This window comes from Sphaerospermopsis sp. LEGE 08334, assembly GCF_015207205.1.
GTDB lineage: Bacteria > Cyanobacteriota > Cyanobacteriia > Cyanobacteriales > Nostocaceae > Sphaerospermopsis.
Genome location: NZ_JADEXH010000029.1, coordinates 23,363 through 47,915 on the forward strand (window position 1 = coordinate 23,363; position 24,553 = coordinate 47,915).

General features: G+C 37.1%; 23 protein-coding genes. 13 read left to right on the forward strand and 10 right to left on the reverse strand.

All coding sequences use genetic code 11. The features are described 5' to 3' along the window. Positions 1 to 62: 62 nt before the first annotated feature. Entirely contained in the window at positions 63 to 1,523 is a 1,461-nt protein-coding gene (locus IQ237_RS16620) for an APC family permease (RefSeq protein WP_194057062.1), read from the reverse strand. Between the two features lie 964 nt (positions 1,524 to 2,487). Between IQ237_RS16620 and IQ237_RS16625 the strand changes: the two genes are divergently transcribed. Continuing rightward, positions 2,488 to 3,141, forward strand: a complete 654-nt coding sequence (locus IQ237_RS16625) for a hypothetical protein (RefSeq protein WP_194057064.1) — start codon at positions 2,488 to 2,490, stop codon at positions 3,139 to 3,141. 150 nt (positions 3,142 to 3,291) lie between these two features. Here IQ237_RS16625 and IQ237_RS16630 read toward each other — a convergent pair whose 3' ends face one another. Next, positions 3,292 to 4,038 (reverse strand): phosphatase PAP2 family protein, encoded by a 747-nt coding sequence (locus IQ237_RS16630; protein ID WP_194057065.1) that lies wholly within the window; start codon positions 4,036 to 4,038, stop codon positions 3,292 to 3,294. 453 nt (positions 4,039 to 4,491) lie between these two features. Here IQ237_RS16630 and IQ237_RS16635 point away from each other — a divergent pair, with 453 nt between their 5' ends. Next, positions 4,492 to 5,289: a sulfite exporter TauE/SafE family protein gene (locus IQ237_RS16635; protein WP_194057067.1), complete on the forward strand. Its 798-nt coding sequence runs from the start codon at positions 4,492 to 4,494 to the stop codon at positions 5,287 to 5,289. A 22-nt stretch (positions 5,290 to 5,311) separates the two neighbouring features. Here IQ237_RS16635 and IQ237_RS16640 read toward each other — a convergent pair whose 3' ends face one another. Then, positions 5,312 to 5,980, reverse strand: a complete 669-nt coding sequence (locus tag IQ237_RS16640) for a cadmium resistance transporter (RefSeq protein ID WP_194057069.1) — start codon at positions 5,978 to 5,980, stop codon at positions 5,312 to 5,314. A 70-nt stretch (positions 5,981 to 6,050) separates the two neighbouring features. Here IQ237_RS16640 and IQ237_RS16645 point away from each other — a divergent pair, with 70 nt between their 5' ends. Continuing rightward, positions 6,051 to 6,725: a cadmium resistance transporter gene (locus tag IQ237_RS16645; RefSeq protein ID WP_194057071.1), complete on the forward strand. Its 675-nt coding sequence runs from the start codon at positions 6,051 to 6,053 to the stop codon at positions 6,723 to 6,725. 180 nt (positions 6,726 to 6,905) lie between these two features. Here IQ237_RS16645 and cysK read toward each other — a convergent pair whose 3' ends face one another. Together cysK and IQ237_RS16655 are read right to left on the reverse strand one after the other, a co-directional pair. Next, positions 6,906 to 7,868 carry a cysteine synthase A gene (gene cysK, locus IQ237_RS16650; protein WP_194057073.1) on the reverse strand — a complete coding sequence of 321 codons (963 nt, stop codon included), beginning with the start codon at positions 7,866 to 7,868 and terminating at the stop codon, positions 6,906 to 6,908. A gap of 18 nt (positions 7,869 to 7,886) precedes the next feature. Next, positions 7,887 to 8,369 carry an Rrf2 family transcriptional regulator gene (locus IQ237_RS16655; protein ID WP_194057075.1) on the reverse strand — a complete coding sequence of 161 codons (483 nt, stop codon included), beginning with the start codon at positions 8,367 to 8,369 and terminating at the stop codon, positions 7,887 to 7,889. Positions 8,370 to 8,724: 355 nt separating this feature from the next. Between IQ237_RS16655 and IQ237_RS16660 the strand changes: the two genes are divergently transcribed. After that, complete coding sequence (locus IQ237_RS16660) at positions 8,725 to 9,312, forward strand: Crp/Fnr family transcriptional regulator (protein WP_194057076.1); 588 nt, start codon at positions 8,725 to 8,727, stop codon at positions 9,310 to 9,312. 248 nt (positions 9,313 to 9,560) lie between these two features. Continuing rightward, complete coding sequence (locus tag IQ237_RS16665) at positions 9,561 to 10,007, forward strand: hypothetical protein (protein ID WP_194057078.1); 447 nt, start codon at positions 9,561 to 9,563, stop codon at positions 10,005 to 10,007. 38 nt (positions 10,008 to 10,045) lie between these two features. Here the strand turns inward: IQ237_RS16665 and IQ237_RS16670 are convergent, their stop codons facing one another. Beyond that, on the reverse strand, positions 10,046 to 10,855 hold the full coding sequence (locus IQ237_RS16670) for a prohibitin family protein (RefSeq protein ID WP_194057080.1): 810 nt from the start codon (positions 10,853 to 10,855) through the stop codon (positions 10,046 to 10,048). A gap of 449 nt (positions 10,856 to 11,304) precedes the next feature. Between IQ237_RS16670 and IQ237_RS16675 the strand changes: the two genes are divergently transcribed. The 8 genes from IQ237_RS16675 (at position 11,305) to chrA (ending at position 19,319) form a co-directional block, all read left to right on the forward strand. Beyond that, the gene (locus IQ237_RS16675) at positions 11,305 to 11,961 is read left to right on the forward strand and encodes a class I SAM-dependent methyltransferase family protein (RefSeq protein WP_194057082.1); all 657 of its coding nucleotides are present in this window, start codon (positions 11,305 to 11,307) and stop codon (positions 11,959 to 11,961) included. A 3-nt stretch (positions 11,962 to 11,964) separates the two neighbouring features. Next, positions 11,965 to 13,176 carry a glutathione S-transferase family protein gene (locus tag IQ237_RS16680; RefSeq protein ID WP_194057084.1) on the forward strand — a complete coding sequence of 404 codons (1,212 nt, stop codon included), beginning with the start codon at positions 11,965 to 11,967 and terminating at the stop codon, positions 13,174 to 13,176. Between the two features lie 22 nt (positions 13,177 to 13,198). Next, the gene (locus IQ237_RS16685) at positions 13,199 to 13,639 is read left to right on the forward strand and encodes a beta-lactamase hydrolase domain-containing protein (RefSeq protein WP_194057086.1); all 441 of its coding nucleotides are present in this window, start codon (positions 13,199 to 13,201) and stop codon (positions 13,637 to 13,639) included. Positions 13,640 to 13,868: 229 nt separating this feature from the next. Beyond that, positions 13,869 to 14,669 carry an SDR family oxidoreductase gene (locus tag IQ237_RS16690; protein WP_194057088.1) on the forward strand — a complete coding sequence of 267 codons (801 nt, stop codon included), beginning with the start codon at positions 13,869 to 13,871 and terminating at the stop codon, positions 14,667 to 14,669. 219 nt (positions 14,670 to 14,888) lie between these two features. Continuing rightward, positions 14,889 to 16,514, forward strand: a complete 1,626-nt coding sequence (locus IQ237_RS16695) for an FAD-dependent oxidoreductase (RefSeq protein WP_194057090.1) — start codon at positions 14,889 to 14,891, stop codon at positions 16,512 to 16,514. Between the two features lie 221 nt (positions 16,515 to 16,735). Further along, a complete protein-coding gene (locus IQ237_RS16700) occupies positions 16,736 to 17,065 on the forward strand; it encodes a 4Fe-4S binding protein (protein ID WP_194057092.1) in 330 nt (109 codons plus the stop codon). Between the two features lie 29 nt (positions 17,066 to 17,094). Continuing rightward, the gene (locus IQ237_RS16705) at positions 17,095 to 18,042 is read left to right on the forward strand and encodes a D-2-hydroxyacid dehydrogenase (RefSeq protein WP_194057094.1); all 948 of its coding nucleotides are present in this window, start codon (positions 17,095 to 17,097) and stop codon (positions 18,040 to 18,042) included. Positions 18,043 to 18,116: 74 nt separating this feature from the next. Continuing rightward, positions 18,117 to 19,319, forward strand: coding sequence for a chromate efflux transporter (gene chrA, locus IQ237_RS16710; RefSeq protein WP_194057096.1), 1,203 nt, complete (start codon positions 18,117 to 18,119; stop codon positions 19,317 to 19,319). Positions 19,320 to 19,323: 4 nt separating this feature from the next. Here the strand turns inward: chrA and IQ237_RS16715 are convergent, their stop codons facing one another. The 4 genes from IQ237_RS16715 to IQ237_RS16730 form a co-directional block, all read right to left on the reverse strand. Beyond that, positions 19,324 to 21,453 (reverse strand): PhnD/SsuA/transferrin family substrate-binding protein, encoded by a 2,130-nt coding sequence (locus IQ237_RS16715; RefSeq protein ID WP_194057098.1) that lies wholly within the window; start codon positions 21,451 to 21,453, stop codon positions 19,324 to 19,326. 340 nt (positions 21,454 to 21,793) lie between these two features. Then, a complete protein-coding gene (locus tag IQ237_RS16720; RefSeq protein WP_194057100.1) occupies positions 21,794 to 22,324 on the reverse strand; it encodes an MgtC/SapB family protein in 531 nt (176 codons plus the stop codon). Between the two features lie 177 nt (positions 22,325 to 22,501). Beyond that, a complete protein-coding gene (locus tag IQ237_RS16725) occupies positions 22,502 to 23,146 on the reverse strand; it encodes an HAD family phosphatase (RefSeq protein WP_194057102.1) in 645 nt (214 codons plus the stop codon). Positions 23,147 to 23,237: 91 nt separating this feature from the next. Then, complete coding sequence (locus tag IQ237_RS16730) at positions 23,238 to 24,539, reverse strand: MFS transporter (RefSeq protein ID WP_194057104.1); 1,302 nt, start codon at positions 24,537 to 24,539, stop codon at positions 23,238 to 23,240. Between the last annotated feature and the right edge of the window lie 14 nt (positions 24,540 to 24,553).

The window sequence follows — 24,553 nt, forward strand, 5'->3', positions numbered from 1 at the left end:
TGGATGATTGATTAATGTTGATTCTTGGCAATTACCAATCACCAATTACCAATTACCAGCCATTAATAGTTATCTCTATCGGTGAAACTTGCATGAATTTCTTCAACTCGTTGTTGCATTCCTATTACTAGATGGGGAGAACGTTGTTTTTTGATCAGAAACCAACCACAAGTGGCAACAAGATACATTAAGAACAGGTAGGGAAAATTATTGTAAGGAGCTTCGGGAACTGGGAAAAGGCTATTACCAGGAATACCTACACTACCAACAATGGGGATCATCATAAAACCCACCGCTAAAATGGAAAACATCACATCTATCGGACGGAGTTTTTTGATTTTGTATAGATAGACGGGAGCCGCAACGGAAATTAGAATATAGACAGTTAAAAATCCATAACTACAAATAGATCCTAAATAACCCATGCACTCGAAGAGTTTGATGTGAAAGAAGGACATTATCGCAGGGATCAAAAATGTCAATAATGAACACATTGTTAATGCAACGTGAGGCGTTCTATTAGCTGAGTGGGCATTACCTAAAGACGCATGAAATAAACCATGACGAGCCATTAAAAATGCTACTCTAGCCGCAGGATTAATACTGCCTAAAATACAAGAAAAAAAACTAAATAAAGCTCCTAAACCTACTAATTCTCCTAAAAAACCCACTCCAGCTTGTTGGGAAAGAAAACCCAGAGGTTCTTCTGTTTCAGCAATAGATACTCCAGTACCACTAAAACCAAGAACTTCTATATAAGTAGTGGAAACAAAAAATAAACCTGCAAGAATGACACTACCCATTACTGCTCTGGGTATTGTACGTAATGGTTTTTTGGCTTCATCTCCCAAGCTAGTAGCACTTTCAAAACCCGAAAAGCCAAACATTACTAATACTAAACCTGTGGCTATATTACCTGGATTCACACCAGATAAAGTTAACTGAGACATATCCACAGCAAAGCCTTTTTGCGCCCAGATAATTATGCACAAAATTACAATCAAAACCAAAGAAGCACCTTCTAACAAGAGCATAGCTACTGCTGAAAGTTGAATATCTTTATAAGCTGCATACCAGGAAATTCCTGCACCAATAGCTAAAAGTGTAATGCTAGAAGGGTGAATACCTAAATGGCCAATAAAAATTCCACTAAAATTCGCAAAGCCGCAAAGAACTGACATTCCAGTAAATAAATAAGCCAGCACTAAACTCCAACCGCAAATTACACCTGCTGTTGGTCCTAAACCTTTGGTGATGTAGGAATAGAGTGAACCGGGAGAAGCGGAACGACTAGCGAATTGGTTGATATTAATGCTGACTAATAATAGCCCTATCAACCCAATTACAAAACTGAGCCAAGTACCATTTCCTGAAAGTGCCACAATCAAACCAATATTAGATGCTGGTATAGTTGTTGGTGCAATGACGGCAAAGGATTGAGCTAAAACTTCCGAGAAAGAAAGGCAATTTGGCTTTAATCCATGAATACTTTGATGGGATGATATTTCTTGACTCGTTTTCATGTTTTTCTATTGTGAAATGACACATATGTAGATAGGCAATGGAGAGATTTTGACTTATGTCTGAGTAATACCTGATGGCAGCTAATAAAAAGCTAATAAAAGTTTCAAATCGTCCTTTTTGCGTGAATATTTGTAAGCCGATTGGACAGCGATCAATTCTTCGTCTGTATTTTGGCTATGGCTAATTTTTAGTTATACCTTTTAGGTTAGTCAGACCAAGGGAGCAACGCGATTTTGTGAGGTGCGGAAATCGGCTACGTAAATAGCCTATTTCACGATGCGATCGCAATGGAAAAACTGGATTTTATTGAGAATTAAGCTATGTAATTGAGAATTTAACCCCGATCTCACATTTTCGCGTTGCTCCCCAGACCAATTATTTGTAGGTTCTTGACACAGCTATCTATAATAATCTGCAACTGTACTTATAGATAAGTCCCCATCTCTATTAATTACAGTTACTATTATTACTATTATTTAGTTGTGTTTTCTTTGACAAAACAAATATTACCCTATGTATTTTTATTATGCAAGTCTTTTAGATTATTTTTGGCGATTTTATTTTTAATTTATCAATCCTCAAAAGTTCATCGGAATTTGAGGATATTTATTTGTATAAAAATTTTGTTAAATTTGATTTTTTCATAGTACAAAAAAATACATGCATTGATTATGGGATATTTAAATATAGGTATCAATAAAAAGCTTGAAAATAATAGAAAAATTGCATATATATATACGTATTTTAGATAATACACTGTGTATCATAAGACTGAAAGTGATATTGTTGCCAATATGAAGTGAGGATGGTAATTTAAAATTGCCAATTATCCAACCAGTAGAAATATCTATGACTTTGCAAATTTATCTGTGTCATAAATATGCTTTTTGACATCTTCTCAAAGTCCTTCCTACTGCGGCTTATGGGCATAAAATCAATATTATCAAGCCAGGAATTACCGTCATGAAAAGTCTGAAGTACATATTAATGATTGCAATATGCTGTATCAGTCTATTCTTTGCTGAATCTGCATTGGCAGATCCGCCACGATATACTAAAAATCCTGATTACATAGCACTAACTAAACAATTGAATCAATTAGAAACTGCCCAAGCTACACAAACCCCACCCGAAGGCTATACATTAGAGCAACTAGACCAAATCATCAGTGATTTAGAATTACAAAAATTGGCCTTTGAGTCAGGGATTGATTGGGGACAATGTAGTAATCAAACAGGTAAAACTCTAGCCATATATGGACCTGAACCAAATTTAGAAGAAGATGATTACTCCGAAGGAGCAGCATTATATTTTTTAGGTGATAATCAGACAACAAAAAATAAATGGAATTGCAAAGGAATCTATTTTCCCGTAGATGTCAAAGTTGCAGCTTTAGGGTTAGACGGACAAAGCCAAGAACTAACTGGTGGTATTGTCATCAAAGTGGCTAATGGCACTAAATTAGTGTTGAGAACCAACCCAGATACAGGTGCGATTGAATTTAACCAAGGCGGAACACAAATCTTCAAACCTGGTGAAATTAACTGGTTTATTCCTAATGTTTCCCAAGCAGTTGTAGATGCAAGAGTTACTAACGCACCTGCTAAAAAGGCTTAATAGTCATTAGTCATTAGTCATTAGTCATTGTTGAGAAGATGCAAGAAATAAGACTAGACAACATAAAAACTCAAACTCTTTTTCAGGTGTTCCATGATTCTGAAAACCTCTTAACTTCTTCTCCTGACTCCTGACTTCTTAATATAAAATCTATTTTTCTTCAGGTAATAGAGTAGTTTCAGGTTCTATGCTGCGATTAACAACGGTGACTCTATGCAAGTTAGGTTTGATAATTAAACTAACACCAATAGCCCAAGCTAATGCAACCATCCAACCGGCAAGAATATCACTGGGAAAATGCACTCCCAAATATAGGCGTGTCCAAGCAATAGCTAAGAGGTACAAACTACCAACAGTCAGAACTAGCCACCGCCAGGGACGATGCCAAGTTAAAATAAGTAAAATTGCAATCAATGTCATACTCGTCATTGCATGACCACTGGGAAAAGCATAATCAAATTCAGGTGCTTTTGATAGCCACAATTGAGGACGCACGCGGTGCATAAATTCTTTAGCGGTGCGGTTAATAACCAAGTTTCCTACAGATGTAATTAATAAATAAGCCAGTGTTCTCCATCTGTGTTTGCGTAATAAGAGGATAGCGATCGCACTCAACACAGGAAACGCAGTCCAGAATGATCCCCACTTGGTCAGCACTACAGCGATAATATCTAGTTGGGGATTAGCTGTAGAATGAATAGCCATCAAAATTGGCACATCCCAAGGAAACCCACCTTCATTTTGCCAAATTTTCACTGCTAGGATTTCTACAACCTGCAAAGGTAAATACACACCCATCAACATCAGCAATAAAGAACGCCAATGGGAAAGCAGCAGGTTTCTGATAAAAGTAAGCGGTGACTTGCGTCTCTCCTCAAATATCCTTGCTTTATTCATCACTACAAGTCTGATTGATATATTAGGTGAGTTTAAATATCTATACTATCTATTTTAAAAAAGAATAGGGAAAAGGAAAAAGGTTAGTTGTCAGTAATTAGCCATCTCATATTTTTTATTTGACTATTTAGTTAATTGAATAGCAATACAATCCCACACAACTGTAGTTTGTATTTTTCTATATTCGAGATCCTGTAATTATCTTTCCTTGGACAAATAATCACGAAAAAAGATAAATTTACAGACCTTTACTCTAGACGTTTGACAATTTTGATCGTAAAATACGGTAAGTCAATCGGAATTAAGTAATTTAGTTAAATTGAAAAAATAACCACCTGCATTTTCACCAAGCAGAAAAACTCATCCTTTAGGAGTTATGACAGTCTGCTCACGAGGTTTATAGTTATCCTTAACTCTTGCATATCACAGCTAAAACCCACTACCAAAAGGAATATGGACTACTTATTACTACCCGTTTTCAGCTTTTTCATTGGCATTGTCGTCGGTTTAACAGGAATAGGCGGTGCATCTTTGATTACTCCCATGTTGATTTTTGTTTTTCAAGTACCACCTTCTATTGCTATCAGTTCTGATGTTGTAGCTGCCACCTTAATGAAAGTAGTAGGTGGAGTGAAACACTGGCAACAGAAAACCCTTGATCTAGAAATAGTCAAATGGCTGGCAATGGGTAGCGTTTCCGGTTCATTAATGGGTGTAGGAGTTTTACACCACCTTAGAAGCAGTGGAGAAAATAACATAGACAACCTGTTGCTTCGGCTATTAGGAGTAATGATCTTGATAGTGACATTGACAGCATTCATACAAATGTTGTTAATGACATTTTTTCCCAAAATCAATTTACCCGAACTGCCAAAATTAAATGTCAAAACTAATAAAGGACGTTTTCTTACCGTACTTCTTGGCACAGCTTTAGGCTTTTGTGTCGGTATGACAAGCGTTTCTTCAGGTTCTATGTTTGCCTTAGTTTTGATAGCCTTCTTCCGTCTAGATCCACGTAAATTAGTCGGTACAGATATTACCCAAGCGGCAATTTTATTAATATTCACATCCCTGGGACACCTAACATTAGGAACTGTGAATTGGAATTTAGTATTACCAATTTGGATCGGTTCAGTTCCAGGAGTTCTCATTGGTGCTAAACTTTGCCAAATAGCACCACAACGTCCACTTAGATTTATTATTTATAGCATCTTGGTGATGGTAAGTTGGAAATTAGTCGCACACGCATGATTAAGAAATCAAAAATTAAAAATTAAAAAATACCTGCTACCGATTTAATCATGTCAAAAGTACCTCGTTCATACATAATAAATAACCCCAAACCAATTAACACAAATGGGACTATAGCCTTACCATAACGACTTAAAATATAACCAATAGTAGCTTGACGACTTAATAAATAAGCAATACCACACCAAACCCCTATCATGCCCAAAAAAACAGCCAAAATAATTCCTAAACTGGCAAAATTCTGCCCAGCAAATAGGGGTATGTAAATACTGATATTGTCACCACCATTAGCAACTGTCACAGCCGCAACTTTATAAGTATTTGAGTGGAGAATACTCAATAAGAAAGAGAATATCAGGTTAGGATGTGATGACTCTATAAAATCAGTATTGACAGTCTGAACTTCTGTATTTTCTTCTTCCCGATTTAATAAGTGTTTAATACCAATTACTATTGGTAATAATCCTAATAATCCAATTAGTTCTCGCTGTATGACTAAGCCACCAAAAAAACCTGGTAAGCTGAGAAGAATAATGGCAGCAAAGCCAAGGAATTGACCAATCAAAATATGTCTACGGCGAAAATTATTATCTATCTGCGAAAATAAAAGCAACAGAATAATAATGTCATCAATATTAGTGGCTGTAAAAGCAATGATGCCTTGAGTAAAAGCAGTAATTAGACTATTCATGGTCAAGTTTTATAATATACTGTTTATAAACATATCAATATTTGTCATCCTAAAATGAAAATTATCCAGAATGAATGATTTATTAACATCCATTATCACAGGAGTAGTTGCTTTTAGTGCCACCAATATAGATGATATTGTAATTTTGCTAGTGTTTTTCGCTCAGGTAGATGATAATTTTCGCCCTTGGCAAATTGTTATAGGTCAGTATTTAGGTTTTACTATTCTCGTCATTCTCAGTTTACCAGGCTTATTTGGTGGGTTAATTCTACCTGAAAATTTGATTGGTTTATTAGGTTTAATTCCTATCGCTATGGGAATCAGTATTGTTGTGAATCAAGAAACAGATTCATTGGCAGAAGTTTCACCAGAAATTACACTATCTACAACATCAAAAAATCGGATTTTTTTAAACTCCCAAATTTACACAGTCGCAATGGTAACTATTGCCAATGGCAGTGATAATATTAGCATTTATATACCTTTATTTTCTAGCACAAGCTTATATAGTTTTTTAGTAATCATCGCTTTATTTTTTTTCCTATTGGCAGTTTGGTGTTACGCAGCATATAAGTTAACCCACCAGAAGAAAATAGCCAATTTTTTAACCAAATATGTTAATTCTCTTGTCCCTTTCGTGCTGATGGGTTTAGGGTTTTTAATTGTCTGGAAAAGTCAGGCTTTTACTCTGATTAAACTCCTTGGTAGTTGTGTTTGTTTGCTGGTTTTAGTGAAGAAAAATTGACTAATGAGTAAAGTCTCAAACTTGTAAGCATTCAGCCGTCAGCTAAAACAGCTTATCAGACTAAGTTTAAAGGATTTTTAAGGTAGACTGATACTACAATCAATTCCTTATTCCTTACTCAAGATGCTCATAAATTCTAGATAATAGCTGATTACTGATTACTGACTGCTGAATACTTACTCAAACTTGCGTCAACCATTCACTTTCTTCTGGATCTTTAAACAACGGAGTGCTAAGGTAGCGTTCACCAAAGCTAGGCTGCACCATAACTATCAATTTGCCTTCATTTTCTGGACGCTTGGCTACTTGTAAAGCTGCATATAAAGCAGCACCAGTAGAAATTCCTGATAGCAACCCTTCTTCTTTTGCTAAACGGCGACTGTAAGAAATTGCTTGTTCATCTGTGACTTGAATGATTTCATCCACCAGTTCTGAACGATAAATGGCAGGAATAAATCCGGGTCCGATACCTTGTATTTTGTGTGGTCCTGGTTTTCCCCCTGCTAATACCGGACTATTGACTGGTTCAACGGCGATCGCCTGAAAGCTGGGTTTACGTTGTTTAATTACTTCGGAAACTCCTGTAATTGTTCCTCCAGTTCCTACTCCAGCTACCAGAATGTCAACTTCCCCATCTGTATCATTCCAAATTTCTTCAGCCGTAGTACGAGCATGAATTTGGGGGTTGGCAGTATTGCTAAACTGTTGCAACATATAAGCATTAGGGGTTCTGGCAACAATTTCTGTGGCTTTGGCGATCGCTCCCCGCATTCCCTCTACCCCTGGTGTTAATTCCAACTGCGCCCCATAAGCCCTTAACATCAGTCTTCTTTCTTGGCTCATGGTATCTGGCATTGTTAAAATTAGACGGTAGCCTTTAGCAGCAGCCACCATCGCTAAAGCAATGCCTGTGTTACCAGAAGTGGGTTCAACTAAAGTAGTTTTACCAGGAATAATTAAACCTTGTTCTTCTGCGGCTTGAATCATATTCACGCCAATTCTATCTTTTACGGAGGCCGCAGGATTCATACTTTCTAGTTTGACAACAATTCGTGCCAATGCTCCCCAGGTTTGAGGAATTTTGTTTAATTGTACTAACGGAGTGTTGCCAACCAACTCGGTAATATTTTTTGCTATTCGCATCGCCATACCTCTTGATAACTAAATGTAATACATGGGACTATTTTGAGCGCGAGTTTCTCTTTCCTGACACAAATCTTGGAGTGTGTAGCCGTGCAGCACTTCAATAGCAGCATTGTTGGCTTTTTCCCAAATTTCCCAAACCAAAGTCTTTTCTATGGTTGATATCTCAGAGTTTTTTTTATCTTTGCGTTCTCCTTCTACCAAAGAAACAATTTCTAGCAAAGTAATCTGCCAAGGTTCATGTACTAAAAGGAAACCTCCTTTTGAACCGCGCTGACTTTGTACCACGCCTGCACGTCGCAATTGAGTGAGAATCTGCTCTAAATAACGCTCTGGGATGGGTTGCTTGGCAGCAATATCGTTCATAGTCAGAGGCATTTTCTTATCGTGGTGAATGGCCAGTTCTAACAATGCCAATAGCGCGTATTCCACTTTGGCAGAAAGATCCAGAAGGGCATAACTTTGGCTATTCAAGTCTGTATTGATAATACTACTGTACATTGATAGGTTTAGGGGTGTTTATACGAAATCAGTTACCTTCTAAGTGTTAAATGTGATATTTTCCCACCTACATCAATAAAATAGCATAACTCTATCGGATTACTGTAGTTTATAGATATATTTCTCAAAATTGCTTCATTTTTCGTATGATTTACAATATACTACAAATATAATCTAGCAAATATTTGAGTCACAAAGCATTGCAAATTGAGGATTTTAGCGTTGTAGGGACAACGCACAATGATCAACCTATACCGTTTTTTTGTAGTCAAAAATTACCCATGAGACATAGCTTTTTAGAAGCCAATAATATATACTACGGTTAATCTATCGGGAAATTGTAATATAGATGCTGATGCCACTATACACTGGTCTAACTCAATCATCTAGGAACATTCATCAAAAGCATTTCCCCAGGCGATCGCTATTGCCAGTCCAACAAAATGCTCTTTGGCAAATTAAAAGCGGATTTGTGATGACTTATTCTTATCTAGAAGACGGTACCACAGTAGCTTTGGGATTATGGGGTCCTGGGGATGTAGTGGGTCAAGTTATATCGAAAATGAAACCCTATCAGATGGAATGTTTAACCACAGTAGAAGCGAGTATTTTACCTGTGGATGATTGGCATCAACTCACAGAAACTTTACTCCACCACATCCACCAAGCAGAACAATTAATGATCATTCGCAGCCATAAAAAAGTAGAAACCATGCTGATTCAATTATTAGCATGGTTATCACAAAAGTTTGGCTCACAGGTAGAACAAGGAAGATTAATAGATATGCGTCTGACTCATGAAGATTTAGCCGCACTGGTCAGTTCTACCCGTGTAACTGTTACTCGTATACTAGGACAATTGGAACAAGAAGGATTAATTGATAGACTTTCTTTAAATCGGATTATAGTCCGACAGGAGGATATTTGGTATTACGAAATTTAAAGGATGTTGGAAAAGTGGGAGAGGCCGTAAGTAATGAGACAGAATTAATCACACAAATGATTTTTCTGTTCCCTGTTCCCTGTTAAGAGTTCCCTCTCTCAACAAGTGAATTTAATTTTGTCCGACTACTTACTAATATTTATCATCAAAAATCAGAATGTTTTGTACTGGTTAATTTGTCTCAATGCTGGACATTTTCTCTTTTTCTGGGTTAAACTACAGTAAACCGATAGAATTAATGTACTTTTATGACCATCCTCGAAACAAAAAGTCCAGAAGCTAGTGTCAATTGCGAAAACCTAACCATCCCTCCAGCACAGTCCAGCATCAACATTTGGAAGAAGTTGAGGGGTGGAATATTGCTAGTGTTGGGATATTTACTTTCTCCCCTATGTTGGTGGAATGATTTATTATTCAACTTGCCCATTGCCTACTTTTTTGGGTATTTATGTAGTTTATTATCACCAAAATTACTTTTTCCCTGTACTATTATTGGCTATTGGCTATCAAATATTATAGGCATCTTATTGATGCAATTTGGTTCAGTGGATATGTTTCAAAAAGAAAACAAAGAACGTAATTTGAAAAAAGAGTTGTTCAATAGCCTGGTTTCTTCAACTGTGTATACAATAATGATTTTACTTTTAATCCAATTGAAGATTATTGATACTCCTACTTTATTTACCAATGGGTGATTGAGGATTTATATAATTACTTGAATATTTCCTCATTGTTAATTTCCCTCAGATGTAATTAACTCCTGAACATTACCCAGAGTCAGATTATCTTTACCCATAATTAGTGGTAGCTTTCCATTCCATTTATCTATAGCTTGCCTTTGTATTAACTCAGGTGTCAAAATGTTTCTGAGTAAGCTCTGAGCTTCTGCTTCACCCTTAGCTAGATTAACTTTTGCTTCTGCTTCTTTTACTGCTTTTAAGGCGGTAAATTCAGCCTGTTTTGCTTCTTGTGCTGCAATTTGTTTTAACTCTACTGCTGCTCTAAATTGATCAGAAAAGCGAATTTGAACTAAAAAAATATCATTAAAAGCTATATTATATTCTCCTAATTTAGCTTTTAATGCCTGATCTAATTCTGTTTTGATATTTGCGCGTTTTGTAATTACTTCTTCAGCCGTATATTGGGCAATGACTGATTTTACTACCTCTTCAATTACTGGATTAATAATGCTTTCAATAACAGTAGTTATATCACCTATTTGCTGGAAAACCGTGTTGGACTTATCTGGAATAATATGCCAATTAAGAGCTATATCAATAAAAACATTCTGTAAATCTTTAGAAGCAGCCTCAGTCGATCTTTCCTGCTTTTGAATTCTGACACTAATTTTTTTAACTGTATTGACAATAGGGATAATTAAGTGAATTCCCTCTTCTAATATTTGTTCTTGGACATGACCAAATTTCATTAATACACCACGTTCACCAGCATTAATTATCACAAAAGGCGTAAATAAGAGGGTGAGTAAGCATAGTAAAGCAGTCAGTTTACCAACATTGTTTAAAGCGTTATGTTTTTTCATCCCTATGGTATTACCTAATCTTTAAAATATGCTTTTTTAGCACTTTATGCGAATAATTATCCTAAATATCGAATTAATTGGTTAATTAATAAACTGCATTTTTATCTACTATATTACGTAAATTTTCAAGAAACAAGGGTGTAGGGGTATAAGGGAAAAAGCTGTTTCTTCCATTTATAGCGAATGGCGATGACGAGCGAGCTTTAACTGATTTTGGTGTGGAAGAATCATTTTAACAGGCTGCTAAACGTTTTTAAGAACATTATGGCTGGAAAGGGGAGCAATTACCACTACTTTTGACCACACCCCTTGATTTTCTGTAAATTGATATGTTACTGTGTATTTATCCTTAATCTACTAATTCTCGATAGGTTTACCGTAAATTAAAAAAGGAGTGATAAAAAACACTCTCCAAAATCTGAATTTTTAGCAATCGGGAATCTTCTTTTATGCCAAAAGATTGGTTAGAATGGCACGAGCTTTACAACACTGAAGCCAAATTACAGCAACGGCTAGAAATCGTGCGGGAATATATTTCCTATAGTTTAGATAACTCACCAACAGGGGCTATTCGGGTAGTTAGTGCTTGCGCTGGTGATGGACGAGATTTATTAGGAACATTAGCAAATCATCCCCGCACTAAAGATGTATATGCAAGATTGGTAGAAATCAATCCTGAGTTAGTTGAACGTGGCCGCGCAACTATAGAATCATTGGGTCTAACAAAACAAATTGAGTTTATCAATGATGATGCAACTGCTGCTGATAATTATGTAGGAGCAGTACCAGCAGATATTGTCATTGTTTGTGGTATTTTTGGCAATTTAGCTGATGAAAATGAACTTAATCGTTTATTAGGAAACTTGAGTTTTTTGAGTAAAAAAGGCACGTTTGTGCTTTGGACTCGTGGACATTCTAACGGTATTGCTTATTCAGAAACCGTGCGTAAATACTTCCGCGATTTTGGATTTGAAGAAGTTAACTTTAAACTCACAGCAACAGGAGATATGGGAGTGGGGATTCATCGTTATTTAGGTGAAAATATACCTACACCCAAAGAAGAAAAACTATTTGTATTTTCTGGAGTTCCAAATAAGGCGAGGTAAGAAATGTCTATTACAAGCACTACCATATCCAGTTGGGAACAATTATTAGAAAAAGCTCGACAAAATACCCCTGCACGTCGAGTTAAAAGACCAGGACAAGCACCTTCTACTGCGCCTGTTCCTAGCAGTCTACATAAACTTCCGCCTGAGAGAAAACCACCAGTATTGTTATATAGAGATAGTAACTCTTGGTGTCCTTTTTGCGAAAGAGTTTGGTTTGCGTTAGAAGAAAAACAAATTCCCTTTGAAACAGAATTTATTGATCTGAGTAATAAACCTAAATGGTACACAGATTTAGTACCAACAACCCTTGTACCTGCTGCTAAAATTGAGGGTAAATTAGTTTATGAATCTAAAGACATTCTTTTAGAATTGGAAGAACACTTTTGCGAAACGTTATTACCAGAAGATCCAGAAGAAAATGCGATCGCCAGACAATGGGTTGAAGATGCAGAAACTAATGGTTTTCGGGATATTGCCTACAATTTTCTGAGACAACCTCCAGAAGATGCCAAAGAATTAGCAAATTTACAGGCAGAATTTGAAGCTAAATTAGATGAAATTGAAAAAACTTTAGGGAGATATCCAAAACCCTATTTTTTATCAACATTTAGCCTGGTAGATATTATGTATAGTCCCCATTTAGATAGATTGGCGGCTAATTTACCAGTATATAGAGGATATCACATCAAAGGAAATCCTCGTTTTCCTCTCATTAATGTTTGGTTTGCAGCACTTAAAAAACGTCCTGCTTACAACAGAGTTAAATCAGACAATATTACTAATAATTTACTTTTACGGCGTAGATTTGGCGTAGAACCTATTGGTAGTCCCTTACCTTTAGAAATAGCTGATGCTGAATTTATTGAATATCGTGCAGAAGCAGCAGAAAGATTAGGTGATAATCGGGAAGCTGCTATTAGCGATATTCTCAAAAATTCTGGAGTTCAATCTTTAGGTGATATCTCGATAATTAAAGAAGTTGTGGATTTTCACTTACGATTACTAGCTGATTATCTCCTGAATGGTAATAACGAAATATTACTAGGAGGAAGAACTGGAGGTAAAGAAAGTATAGATCCAATTATCGCTGCTACAGGGGCTATTACACTGGCTTATATCAGAAATAGAATTTGTGCGCCACGAGATATGAGTGCTGGTGCTGCAACCGCTTTACGAGTCGGCGCAGATAAAGTTTTAGCATCTATTTATTGATTTGATAACAAGAGGAATCAAAATGACTAATTTAAAAAAGGTTAATGATGATTTGAGTATTGCTGGACAAATTTCATCCAAGGAACTACAACAATTAGCAGTAGAAGGTTTTAAATCAGTTTTGAATTTACGTTCTCCTGATGAAAATGGTTTTTTCCATGATGAAAAGCAAGAAGCACAAATTGTAGGATTGGAATATACAAACATTCCCTTAAATTCTCAAGCACCAAATCCGAAATTAACAGCACAAGCAATTCAAGCTGTTGAGAACTTACCTAAACCAATTTTAATTCACTGTGCTGGTGGTGCAAGAGCGGGAGGAATAGCCTTAATTGCAGAAGCAATTCAAGCAGGTTTAACTTATGAAGAAATTGCTCAAAAAGCTAATGAATTAGGAATTAATTTAGAACAGCCACATCTCAAGCAATTTCTCTTAGAAAAATTTGCAGCTAGACAAAATTAAGTTGTAAGCTTTGGCACACAAAGTAAAATTCAAAATCTAAAACTTTACGTCTTTGCTCCTTTGCCTCTACCCTGCGGGATCTCCTAACGGAGATTGCGCGAAATATAACTGTAGTCATTTAGGTTAGGACATTCTTGATTTTTAAAACCTAATTATAGCATGGGCTTCACTTTTGCCTTCTGCTATACATTAACGAATCCCTTGGGTAAATTTATCGGGTGCAATTTCTATGAGTTTAGAACTAAATCTATCAGGTAAAACAGCAATTGTTACAGGTGGTAGTGCGGGAATTGGGTTAGCTACAGCTAAAGCTTTGTATAGTGAAGGTGTGAATGTAGTTATTGCAGCCCGCAATCAAGAAAGATTAGAACAAGCAGTTTTTGATATTCAATCTTTACCCACAACTGGAACTAAAATTATTGGCATTAGTGCTGATTTAACTAAAGCAGAAGATGTTGAGAAAGTTGTCTCTACAACAATTGCAAAATTCGGTAAAATTGATATCTTAATTAATAATGCTGGTTCAGCCCGTGCTGGGTCATTTTTAGAATTAAGTGATGAGGCATTTTTAGATGCTTGGAATTTGAAACTTTTGGGTTACATTCGTTTGGTGAAAGCAGTTGTCCCCTATTTGAAAAATCAGCACGATGGACGCATTGTTAATATTATTGGTGGTGCTGGACGTACACCCCGCCCCAACTTCCTACCAGGAGGAACGACAAATGCAGCATTGCTCAACTTTACACGAGGCATTTCTAAAGAATTAGCCCAAGATAATATTAGAATTAATGCCATTTCTCCAGGATTAACAGACACAGAAAGAGCCAAAACTTTAGCAGAACAAAATGCCGAAAGTTTGGGTATTAGTGTGGATGAATATAAAGCCCAAGCAATCAAATCAATACCTTTAGGAAAAATCGTCAAACCTGAAGAAATTGCAGCCCTAGCTTTATTTTTAGTTTCTGATTTAGCTGCTTCTATTACTGGTGCAGAAATTCTGGTGGACGGTGGAAGTACACCAGGTGTTTAAGAGGATGTTTGTACAATCTCTGATGGTGTATCAAACAATCTCAGTTCCCCCCTCGCTTGATAAGGGGGGAATGAAGCTATCAAAGTCCCCCTTTTTAAGGGGGATTTAGGGGGATCTACAGGTATTAGATACCACAAGAAAAAGGTTTCAAACAACCTCTAAGTTAGTGTGTAGGTGCAATTTTTCAATAAATTAATGTTACAAAAAAGAGGAATTTCCATGACTCAAAAACAATTATTTTCTCAAGATAGCGATGTTGATCAAACCTTATTAGCTGATGTATTAGTAATTGGTGGCGGACCTGCTGGAACTTGGTCAGCGTGGAGTGCTGCTAATGCTGGTGCAAAAGTGGTTTTAGTAGATAAAGGCTATTGCGGTACTAGCGGTTGTGCAGCTGCATCAGGTAACGGTGTGTGGTATGTTCCACCAGAACCCGACAGTAGAGAAGCAGCAATGGCTTCTAGGGAAGCTTTAGGAGGATTTTTATCTAGTCGAGATTGGATGCAACGGGTACTAGATCAAACTTATGCGAACGTCAACCAACTAGCTGACTGGGGTTATCCTTTCCCTACAGATGAAGAAGGTAGACCCTATCGGCGCAGTCTCCAGGGTCCAGAATATATGCGTTTGATGCGGCAACAAATAAAGCGGGTAGGGGTAAAAATTTTAGACCACAGTCCAGCTTTACAGCTATTGGTAGATGCAGAAGGCGCTGTAGCTGGAGCGACGGGAGTTAACCGTCAGACTGGTGAAAAGTGGGTTGTGCGATCGCATTCAGTGATCATTGCTACTGGAGGCTGTGCTTTCTTGAGTAAAGCCTTGGGTTGCAATGTGCTAACAGGGGATGGATACCTGATGGCAGCAGAAGCGGGTGCAGATATGTCAGGAATGGAGTTTTCCAACGCCTATGGCATCGCACCTGCTTTTTCTTCTGTAACCAAAACCTTATTCTATAATTGGGCAACTTTCACCTACGAAGATGGGACACCTATCCCCTGTGCTGGTTCGCAAAAAGGGCGTTCTGTCATTGCCGAAACTTTGATAACTCAGCCTGTTTACGCCATCATTGACAAAGCATCAGAAGAAATGCGGGTGACAATGCGTTTATCTCAACCCAATTTCTTCCTACCTTTTGATCGTGCAGGTATTGATCCCTTTACTCAACGTTTCCCTGTGACTCTGCGTTTAGAGGGGACTGTTCGTGGTACAGGTGGGATTAGAATTACTGATTATACTTGTGCTACTTCTGTGCGTGGACTTTATGCTGCTGGCGATGCAGCCACAAGGGAATTAATTTGTGGTGGCTTTACCGGTGGTGGTAGTCATAATGCAGCTTGGGCGCTATCTTCAGGGTATTGGGCAGGACAGTCTGCGGCTACATACTCCCACAATTTAGGTGTACAAGCCAACCAAAGACCAGTTCAAGCTGTAGGTGGTGCAGGATTTATTTCTGGTAGTCAGCGCCAAACTGACAGTGAAGAAATAATTAAAGCTACTCAAGCGGAAGTTTTCCCTTATGATCGCAACTATTTCCGTAATGAACGCAGTTTGATAGAATCATTGCAAAGATTACATTTTCTTTGGCATAAAATTCGTAATAGCGAAGTTGCAAATAATAGCAATATTGTCCGTACCAGGGAAGCAGCTGCAATGGTAGCTACAGCCAGATGGATGTACAGCAGTGCCTTGGAACGGAAAGAAACTCGCGGAATGCACAAACATTTAGATTATCCACAACAGGATACTAATCAACAACATCATTTAATTAGTGGTGGTTTGGATCAAGTTTGGGTAAAAGCTGCACCTATCCAGGAAGTAAAAACAAAAGAACTGGTAACTGTGTAAATAGTAGGTTGGGGAGCCATCGCCTTGGACGGGTTTCCCGGCTTGTGGCGAATGGCGTTTGACGCAAGGAAACCCAACATGATTACAACTTGAATTGAACGCAGATGGACGCAGATGAACACAGATAAAGATGGATTAATCAAGGGATTGCAGGATTATATGCAGCCTCACATAAAATTGGTATAACCCAACCTACATCAATATTAATTTTGGTTTTTATTATGATTGAATTAGTTAGTGAATCGCGGTGCATTCAATGTAATCTTTGTGTTAAAGTTTGCCCAACAAATGTTTTTGATAAAGTACCAGATGCACCTCCGACAATTGCTAGACAAAGTGATTGTCAAACCTGTTTTATGTGTGAATTATACTGTCCGGTTGATGCGCTGTATGTTGCACCAGACGTAGAACCATTAACAGGAATTAACGAACAATTATTAGCAGAAGCTAAACTTTTAGGCAGTTATCGTAAAAATATCGGTTGGGGAAAATCCGTTACAAGCACAGCGAAAGAAGACTCAACATATAAATTGTTGCAGAAGATGAAATAGAACATCAAAAATCATCCAATTTATCAATTATGAAACTGATTTTACCAGTAGAAATTGCCCATGAAATTGAGCCGCATTTACCTGAAAATACTACTGTAGTGCGTGTAGATAGTGAGGGCAATATAGATGGAGATGCTACAGATGCAGAAGTTTATTTTAGTTGGTTTTATCTCAAACCAACTACTTTACATCGAGTATTAGATGCTGCGCCTTTATTGCGTTGGCATCATGCCCCAAATGCAGGTGTAAATCATATTTTGACACCACAATATTTAGAAAGGGATTTAATTTTAACTAATGGTGCAGGGGTTCATGGTATTCCTATTGCTGAATTTGTGATTACTTATATTTTAGCTTATGTAAAACAGCTACCGAAACTTTATCAACTACACACTGAGCATAATTGGCAAAGAGGTTTACCAATTCAAGAATTATTCGAGAAAACCTTATTAATTATCGGCGCAGGTGGAATTGGTCAAGAAATTGCTGTTCGTGCTAAAGCTTTTGGGATGCGTATTTTTGGCAGTTCTCGTCATCCCAAACCGTTACCAAATTTTGATAAAGTAGTCGGTGCTAATGAGTGGAAAGAACTACTTCCAGAAGCAGAATTTGTGGTGATTGCTACACCTTTAACGCCGGAAACAAAGGGAATGATTGATGTAGAAACCCTGCGTTTATTCCGCCCAGATTCCTATTTAATTAATATTGCACGGGGAGCAATTGTTGATGAATCAGCACTTACTAAAGCTTTACAAGAAGGTTGGATTGCTGGGGCGGCTTTAGATACAGTATTTACAGAACCATTACCAGCAGAGAGTCCTTTGTGGACATTACCAAATGTGTTTATTACACCCCATTGTTCTGGAAATTCTCCCAGAGTTAAAGAGAGAACACTTGCCCTATTTCTTGATAATTTCAACTGCTATTATCAAGGTAAGACTTTACGCAATGTGGTAGATAAAACTGCTGGTTATTAAATAATAATAAATATAAAACAAGTATAGGTCAACGTAAGTTGGCCTTTACATTTTCAACGTAGATTACGCAAATTATGCAGTTATTATTTAGTCGGTTGGGTGAAATAGCTACACTCTTTTTTAAACTAGGTGTTATTGGCTTTGGTGGACCAGTTGCCCATATTGCCATGATTGAAGATGAAGTAGTGAAGCGTCGTCGGTGGTTGACACAAGACCATTTTCTCGATTTACTAGGTGCAACCAATTTGATTCCTGGTCCCAATTCCACTGAAATGGCAATTCATGTGGGATATATTTATGCAGGATGGGCAGGATTAATTGTCTCAGGTGTTTGTTTTATATTACCTGCGGTTTTAATAACAGGCGTATTTGCCTGGATTTATGTTAATTATGGTAGTTTACCTCAAATTGCACCTTTACTTTATGGGATCAAACCTGCTGTTTTAGCGGTTATTGTCAATGCCCTTTGGGGTTTGGCAAAAAAAGCGGTTAAAAACCGTCAATTACTGATTATTGCTATAGGTGTGGGATTACTGGTATTAATTCGGCAAGTGAATGAAGTAATTGCCTTATTGTTTGGGGGATTACTAGGTATGATTTGGTTACATCCTAGAAATCAAGACAAACCACCAGGAAATAAACCTAACTTATTGATTGCTGGCTTAACTACAGGTGCAACTTTACAGACAACATCTACAATTAGCACTGTGGCAGGTACATCTATTCATTTATGGCAATTAGGTTGGTTTTTTCTGAAAGTTGGTAGTGTTTTGTTTGGTGGTGGCTATGTGTTAATTGCATTTTTGCAAGGGGGATTAGTTCAAGAATATGGCTGGTTAACACAACAGCAGTTACTAGATGCGATCGCTATTGGTCAATTTACCCCTGGTCCAGTGCTGTCTACTGCCACCTTTATCGGCTATGTCTTAGCTGGTATTCCTGGTGCGATAGTAGCTACCATTGGTATTTTCCTACCATCTTTTTTCTTCGTTGCTGCTTTAAATCCGATTATTCCCCGTTTACGCAGTTCTGCTTGGACAAGATCATTTTTAGATGCTGTGAATGCCAGTGCTGTAGCATTGATGGTAATAGCTGCCTTGCAACTGGGAATAGCTACTTTAAAAATAGCAAAACCACCCTATGTAGATATTTTTGGGATAGCGATCGCACTCATTTCCATAGTTTTGATTACTCGCTACCGCATCAATGCTGCTTGGCTAGTTTTAGGTAGTAGTTTAATTGGTTATGGTGCTATGGCTTTAGGTTATATCAATTGACAATTCATATCACCAAGTCTCGACAAAGGGGAAGCTGAATCTGAAATTCTGTTCCCTTTCCTGGTTCTGAGAATAAATCAAGTTTGCCACTGTGTCGTTCTACCACAATTTGATAGCTAATTGATAATCCTAGTCCTGTTCCTTGCCCCACTGGTTTGGTTGTAAAGAAGGGATCAAATACTCGTAGCTTCGTATCTTCTCCCATACCTAATCCATTATCTGCAATGTAAACCAAAACCCAGCGATTATCTATCACATTAGTCCTAATAGTAATGGTAGGAATAAAATTATTTGGCTGATGAGTAATAGTTTCTTCTAAAGCATCTATGGCATTACTCAAAATATTCATAAATACCTGGTTGAGTTGTCCTGGAGAACAATCTACTAGTGGTAAAGTACCATATTCTTTATTAATAACAATTGTAGATTTATGATACTTTGATTTCAACCGATGCTGCAAAATTAATAATGTATTTTCAATGCCTTCATGAATATCAACTGGTTTAATTTCTGCTTCATCCAAACGGGAGAAATTTCGGAGAGAATGGACAATATTTCTAATTCTTTCGCTACCTACTCGCAGAGAATTGAGTAATTGTGGCAGGTCGTCACTAACAAATCCCAGTTCAAATTTTCCTATTGCTACTTGAACTGCATTTACAGGTTGAGGATAGCATTGTTGAAAAGTTTGAATTATATTTAATAAGCCTTGAACATATTCTTCTAAATAGTTGAGATTGCCATAAATGAAATTTACTGGATTATTAATTTCATGAGCAATTCCCGCTACTAATTGCCCTAAACTTGACATTTTTTCACTGTGAATCAATTGCATTTGTGTTTGTTGCAATTCTTTCAATGCTTGTTGCAAATTCTGAGTTTGGGTTTTTAGCTGTAATTCAGATTCTCGTAATTCTGCCTCGGCTTGTTTGCGTCGGGTGATATCAGTGTGAGAACCTGCCATGCGGTATGGTTTGTTCCAAACATCTCGCAATAATGTTCCTCGGCAAAGTACCCAGAGATAGTTACCATTGCGATGTTGCAAACGATATTCTTGTTCGTAGGTGGCAAGTTGCCCTTCAAAATATTGCCGAAAAGTTGTTAAAACGCGATCGCTATCATCTGGATGTAACCGCTGTTTCCATTCTTGAAAATGATTTGGGATTTCAGCTTCTGTATACCCTAACATTTCTTTCCAGCGAGTAGAAAATAAGACTTCATTAGTGTCTAAATTCCAGTCCCACAGCCCATCATTTGATCCTTTAACAGCTAGTTGAAAACTGGAAGTTATTTTACCAAAATCTTTATAAGGATGAACTTGCAAAACTTGAAAGCACTCATGAATGGATTGATAATTGAGGGGAATTGTCCAGCCTTCAGATTCTGCGGCTTTTGCTGCTGGATGATCCTTTGGTAATTTTAGCAGGGCGATCGCCACTTGTTCAGCCAATTCACTCGAAGTTTTTTGAGTAACTGCAAACGTCCATTCAGGATATAATCGCGTACTTAAAGCAAAAGGAAACTTTTCTCCATACTGCGTCTGCTGATTGATAATTTTGAAGTTTTTTAAATCAACTTTTCCCTCTAAAGCCATCTGTTCCAATACATTTGTAGAAATAGTCCCCGCATCTGCCTTACCTTCTCCAACAGCATATATCACTGCATCATGACTATTCGTAAATTGCAAACTTTGAAAATCCCGGTAAGGATTGATCCCTGCTTCTACAATTTCTCGCCATGCTGAACGCCAACCTCCAAAAGAATTTTCCGCAACAGCAACAAAGTTTTTACCCCGTAAATCTGTAAGATTTTGAATATTATCACAATCAGCCTTACAGAAAATTACCCCACCAAACATAGTGTAAGCTCGTCCCATTCGCAAATGCTTTAAAGTTGCCAGCCGATTTACTCCATAAAGGGCTTCAAATTCCACATATATAGCCGGACTCGTAATCACAAACTTCACAACATTCTGTTCAATAGCAGCCTCAATCTGGGTGAAATTTAGAGGAACAATAGTAAAGTGATATTCAGATAGTTCAGAGGTAAGATAATCTGCTGTTTTTTGCCAAGTTTGTAGAGTATTCTGGATATCTCGATGTGCTAAAACACCGATTTTAATCAGGAGTTTCATTGCTTAGTATTAATTGTATAATAATGGAATTGAGCCTCCGGGCATAATATTTGCTGTTATGCTGATAGAATCACGAGATATTAATTGTTAATTAGGGGATGCTGAAAAAATGTAAAACCCAGATAAATCAAAGGTTACAGGCTGATAAAGAGGAAAAAAATGCAAGGTTTGTGAAGGGTATACCGGAAAAAGTGTGCATTTTTTGGGATTTCGAGAGATGGCAAAGAAATTTTCAAACCTCCTCCTGACTCCTGACTCCTGACTCCTGACTCCTATTCCTTCATGAAAAGACTTTTTCAGCAAACCCTAATTAGACCAGTATTTTTTGACTTATTTACTGTTAATCATCATCATCAGCAGGATCATTTAGCTGTGAAGCAATTGGTTGACTATTTTGACCAGTTAAAAATCTCAAAAAACGATTAAGTCGCTTCATACCACTCAGAGTAATTAAAGTTAAAAATCCTCCCAATAATCCCATTTGCCACAAACCACAACCAATGGCTGCTCCTAATCCTGCTGCTGTCCAAACACAGGCCGCTGTAGTCAAACCCCGGACTTTTGGCACTTCAGATTTTCTAGGAGATTCTTGCAAAATTAATCCTGCACCAAGAAAGCCTATACCAGTAGTTACACCTTGAATGGTACGACTTAGGGCATTAGTCGCAGCGAAGGAACTTTCACCTTCAGCTTGCAAAGGAATCATCACAAATAGTGCTGCTCCCATACTCACTAACATGAATGTCCTCATCCCTGCTGGTCTACCACCTTTCTGACGGTTCAATCCAATGATGCAACCGACTAAAAGAGCCAGTATTAGTCTAAAACCTATATGTATCCAATCATCGGCAGCCAAAAACATTGCACTCATGGATTGATTCCTCTGTAAGATGGAACGGAGTTTTGCACCTATTACCCGCAGGGCGAAAGATTACCCACTCGTCATCGGTGTCAGTCCAACTCCGGTAAGTTGATAGGCTTAAAGTAGTTTGTTGCTACTTTAGCAGAAAATTAAAAATAAGTAAAATAACTGAGGTACGCCCAATAGCTACAGCAATTGAGAAAGCTGCCGCATATCATTAAAAACTATCTTCGCTCCAGCAGCAGTAAGAGCGGTAGCATAGCTATGTTGGGCATAACCAAAAACAGTCATTCCTGCCGCACATCCGGCTTGCACACCTGGTACAGAATCTTCAATCACAACACAATGTTCTGGATTTGTGTTCATTTGCTCGGCTGCATGAAAATACACATCAGGAAAAGGTTTAGGACGCGGAACATCATAACAGCTATATATTTTTCCTTCAAATTGATGTAGAAGTCCTGTTAATTTCAAAACCAGTTGAATATGACGGTGGCTGCTATTCGATGCCACACATTTTGGTAATGTAATTTGTTCCAATAGTTCGGTAATGCCTGAAACTGCCTGTAATTCCTGCTGCAATGCAGGAAATTCTCTTTCCTTACAAATTTTGATAAAGTTTTTGGGCAATGGTTTCTGGTAGGATTGCTCAATAATTTCTAAACAGGTTTTCAAAGACTTGCCTATAAATTTTTGAGTCACTTCTGCATGGGTGATAGGAAAACCAAATTCAGTGAGCGTTTCTGCAAAAATGCGATTGATAATTGGTTCGCTATCAACTAACACTCCATCACAATCAAAAATTACAAGTTTGAACCCAGTTTCACCCATATTGTTACCTCAAATTTACTATTGGATTGCTAATCGGCGCATTTGGACTATCTCACTTAGTATATAACCGAATATTATAACTGAATGCTCATTAAGAAAGTAATCCCATTTCTTGATATATTGGATTTACCAATTTTCTAATATTTGATAATTGTCTAGCAAAAAAATAAGTTCCCAAAATACAACAAATACCGCCAAATAATAAAGCATTATCAACCCCAATATAATTTGCTAATCCTCCGAAAAATAAATTACCAAAAGGTAATATTCCCAAAAAAGTAGTCATAAATATACTGGTTACTCGTCCTCTTTTATCTTCTTCCACTAAAATTACTTGCAGAAAATTACTAATAGAAGCTAGAGTCAGGGTGTTTGTTAATCCCACAATAAAGATTAATACCAAACAAATTTCTAGCTGTGTGGAGCGAGAAAATAATATTAACGATAATCCCAGCACTAGAGTAGAAATTGCCATAACTTTCTCTAATCCTATTGCTTGTTTACGCTGCATTAGATAAATACCGGAAAATATAGAACCAAAAGCTGTAGCAGTCATGAGAAAACCCATTGTTTCTGCATTGCCTTTTAATACTTCCTTGGCAAATATTGGCATCATATTTATATAAGTCATTGCCATAAAACAAACTATAATTTGCAAGATTAAAATGAATTTAATCGGTGTAAAATTATATGCAAAAATAAATCCTTCTTTAAGGTTATGCCAAATTTTTTTAGAGGAAGATTCTGTATTAATGCTGAGGTTAATTTTCATTGTTAAAATAGCTGATATAAAAGGTAAGTAGCTAATAGCATCTACTAAAAAGCATGAAGCTGCACCATTTTTTGCAATCATCAAACCCCCAATCATGGGACTAACAAATTTAGCGGTATTAATTAAAAATGAATGCACAGCCATCGCACTATATGTATCACTTCTATTTTCTACTAATCTGGGAATTGTTACTTGACGTGCTGGTAAATCAAAAGCTTTGACAATTCCTTGAAGAGTACCAATGATAATAATAGCTATAAAATTAATATGATTACTAACAGTTAAAAAGGTTAATAACAAAGATAGAAAAATAGAAACTATCTGAGTAGTTAATAACACATATCTTAAATTCCATCTATCTAGTAATACTCCTATTATTGGTGTAATAACCAAACCCATAGCTTGATTTGTAAAGCCAGCGATACCAACTAACATTGGTGAATTTGTTAATTGATAAACCATCCATACTAAAGCAATTTGTGTCATCCAAGATCCAAAAAAAGACAGGCTTTCACCAATCACAAAACAAGCTAAGTTGGGTGATTTAATTGCAGGTAGAGCTTCCAAAAAAGCAACTATTTTGTTACTTTTCTTGAAAGAAGTTCTATTTTGTTTTAACATTAAAACTACCTAAT

Bases quoted from the DNA above. Each gene is read 5' to 3' on its own strand.
- IQ237_RS16660 (WP_194057076.1), top strand. From the start codon at position 8,725: ATGCCACTATACACTGGTCTAACTCAATCATCTAGGAACATTCATCAA.
- IQ237_RS16625 (WP_194057064.1), top strand. From the start codon at position 2,488: ATGAAAAGTCTGAAGTACATATTAATGATTGCAATATGCTGTATCAGT.
- IQ237_RS16665 (WP_194057078.1), top strand. From the start codon at position 9,561: ATGACCATCCTCGAAACAAAAAGTCCAGAAGCTAGTGTCAATTGCGAA.
- IQ237_RS16620 (WP_194057062.1), bottom strand. From the start codon at position 1,523: ATGAAAACGAGTCAAGAAATATCATCCCATCAAAGTATTCATGGATTA.
- IQ237_RS16635 (WP_194057067.1), top strand. From the start codon at position 4,492: ATGGACTACTTATTACTACCCGTTTTCAGCTTTTTCATTGGCATTGTC.
- IQ237_RS16730 (WP_194057104.1), bottom strand. From the start codon at position 24,539: ATGTTAAAACAAAATAGAACTTCTTTCAAGAAAAGTAACAAAATAGTT.
- IQ237_RS16640 (WP_194057069.1), bottom strand. From the start codon at position 5,980: ATGAATAGTCTAATTACTGCTTTTACTCAAGGCATCATTGCTTTTACA.
- IQ237_RS16685 (WP_194057086.1), top strand. From the start codon at position 13,199: ATGACTAATTTAAAAAAGGTTAATGATGATTTGAGTATTGCTGGACAA.
- IQ237_RS16670 (WP_194057080.1), bottom strand. From the start codon at position 10,855: ATGAAAAAACATAACGCTTTAAACAATGTTGGTAAACTGACTGCTTTA.
- IQ237_RS16675 (WP_194057082.1), top strand. From the start codon at position 11,305: ATGCCAAAAGATTGGTTAGAATGGCACGAGCTTTACAACACTGAAGCC.
- IQ237_RS16630 (WP_194057065.1), bottom strand. From the start codon at position 4,038: ATGAATAAAGCAAGGATATTTGAGGAGAGACGCAAGTCACCGCTTACT.
- IQ237_RS16655 (WP_194057075.1), bottom strand. From the start codon at position 8,369: ATGTACAGTAGTATTATCAATACAGACTTGAATAGCCAAAGTTATGCC.
- IQ237_RS16645 (WP_194057071.1), top strand. From the start codon at position 6,051: ATGAATGATTTATTAACATCCATTATCACAGGAGTAGTTGCTTTTAGT.
- IQ237_RS16715 (WP_194057098.1), bottom strand. From the start codon at position 21,453: ATGAAACTCCTGATTAAAATCGGTGTTTTAGCACATCGAGATATCCAG.
- IQ237_RS16695 (WP_194057090.1), top strand. From the start codon at position 14,889: ATGACTCAAAAACAATTATTTTCTCAAGATAGCGATGTTGATCAAACC.
- IQ237_RS16725 (WP_194057102.1), bottom strand. From the start codon at position 23,146: ATGGGTGAAACTGGGTTCAAACTTGTAATTTTTGATTGTGATGGAGTG.
- IQ237_RS16690 (WP_194057088.1), top strand. From the start codon at position 13,869: ATGAGTTTAGAACTAAATCTATCAGGTAAAACAGCAATTGTTACAGGT.
- chrA (WP_194057096.1), top strand. From the start codon at position 18,117: ATGCAGTTATTATTTAGTCGGTTGGGTGAAATAGCTACACTCTTTTTT.
- IQ237_RS16700 (WP_194057092.1), top strand. From the start codon at position 16,736: ATGATTGAATTAGTTAGTGAATCGCGGTGCATTCAATGTAATCTTTGT.
- cysK (WP_194057073.1), bottom strand. From the start codon at position 7,868: ATGCGAATAGCAAAAAATATTACCGAGTTGGTTGGCAACACTCCGTTA.
- IQ237_RS16720 (WP_194057100.1), bottom strand. From the start codon at position 22,324: ATGAGTGCAATGTTTTTGGCTGCCGATGATTGGATACATATAGGTTTT.
- IQ237_RS16680 (WP_194057084.1), top strand. From the start codon at position 11,965: ATGTCTATTACAAGCACTACCATATCCAGTTGGGAACAATTATTAGAA.
- IQ237_RS16705 (WP_194057094.1), top strand. From the start codon at position 17,095: ATGAAACTGATTTTACCAGTAGAAATTGCCCATGAAATTGAGCCGCAT.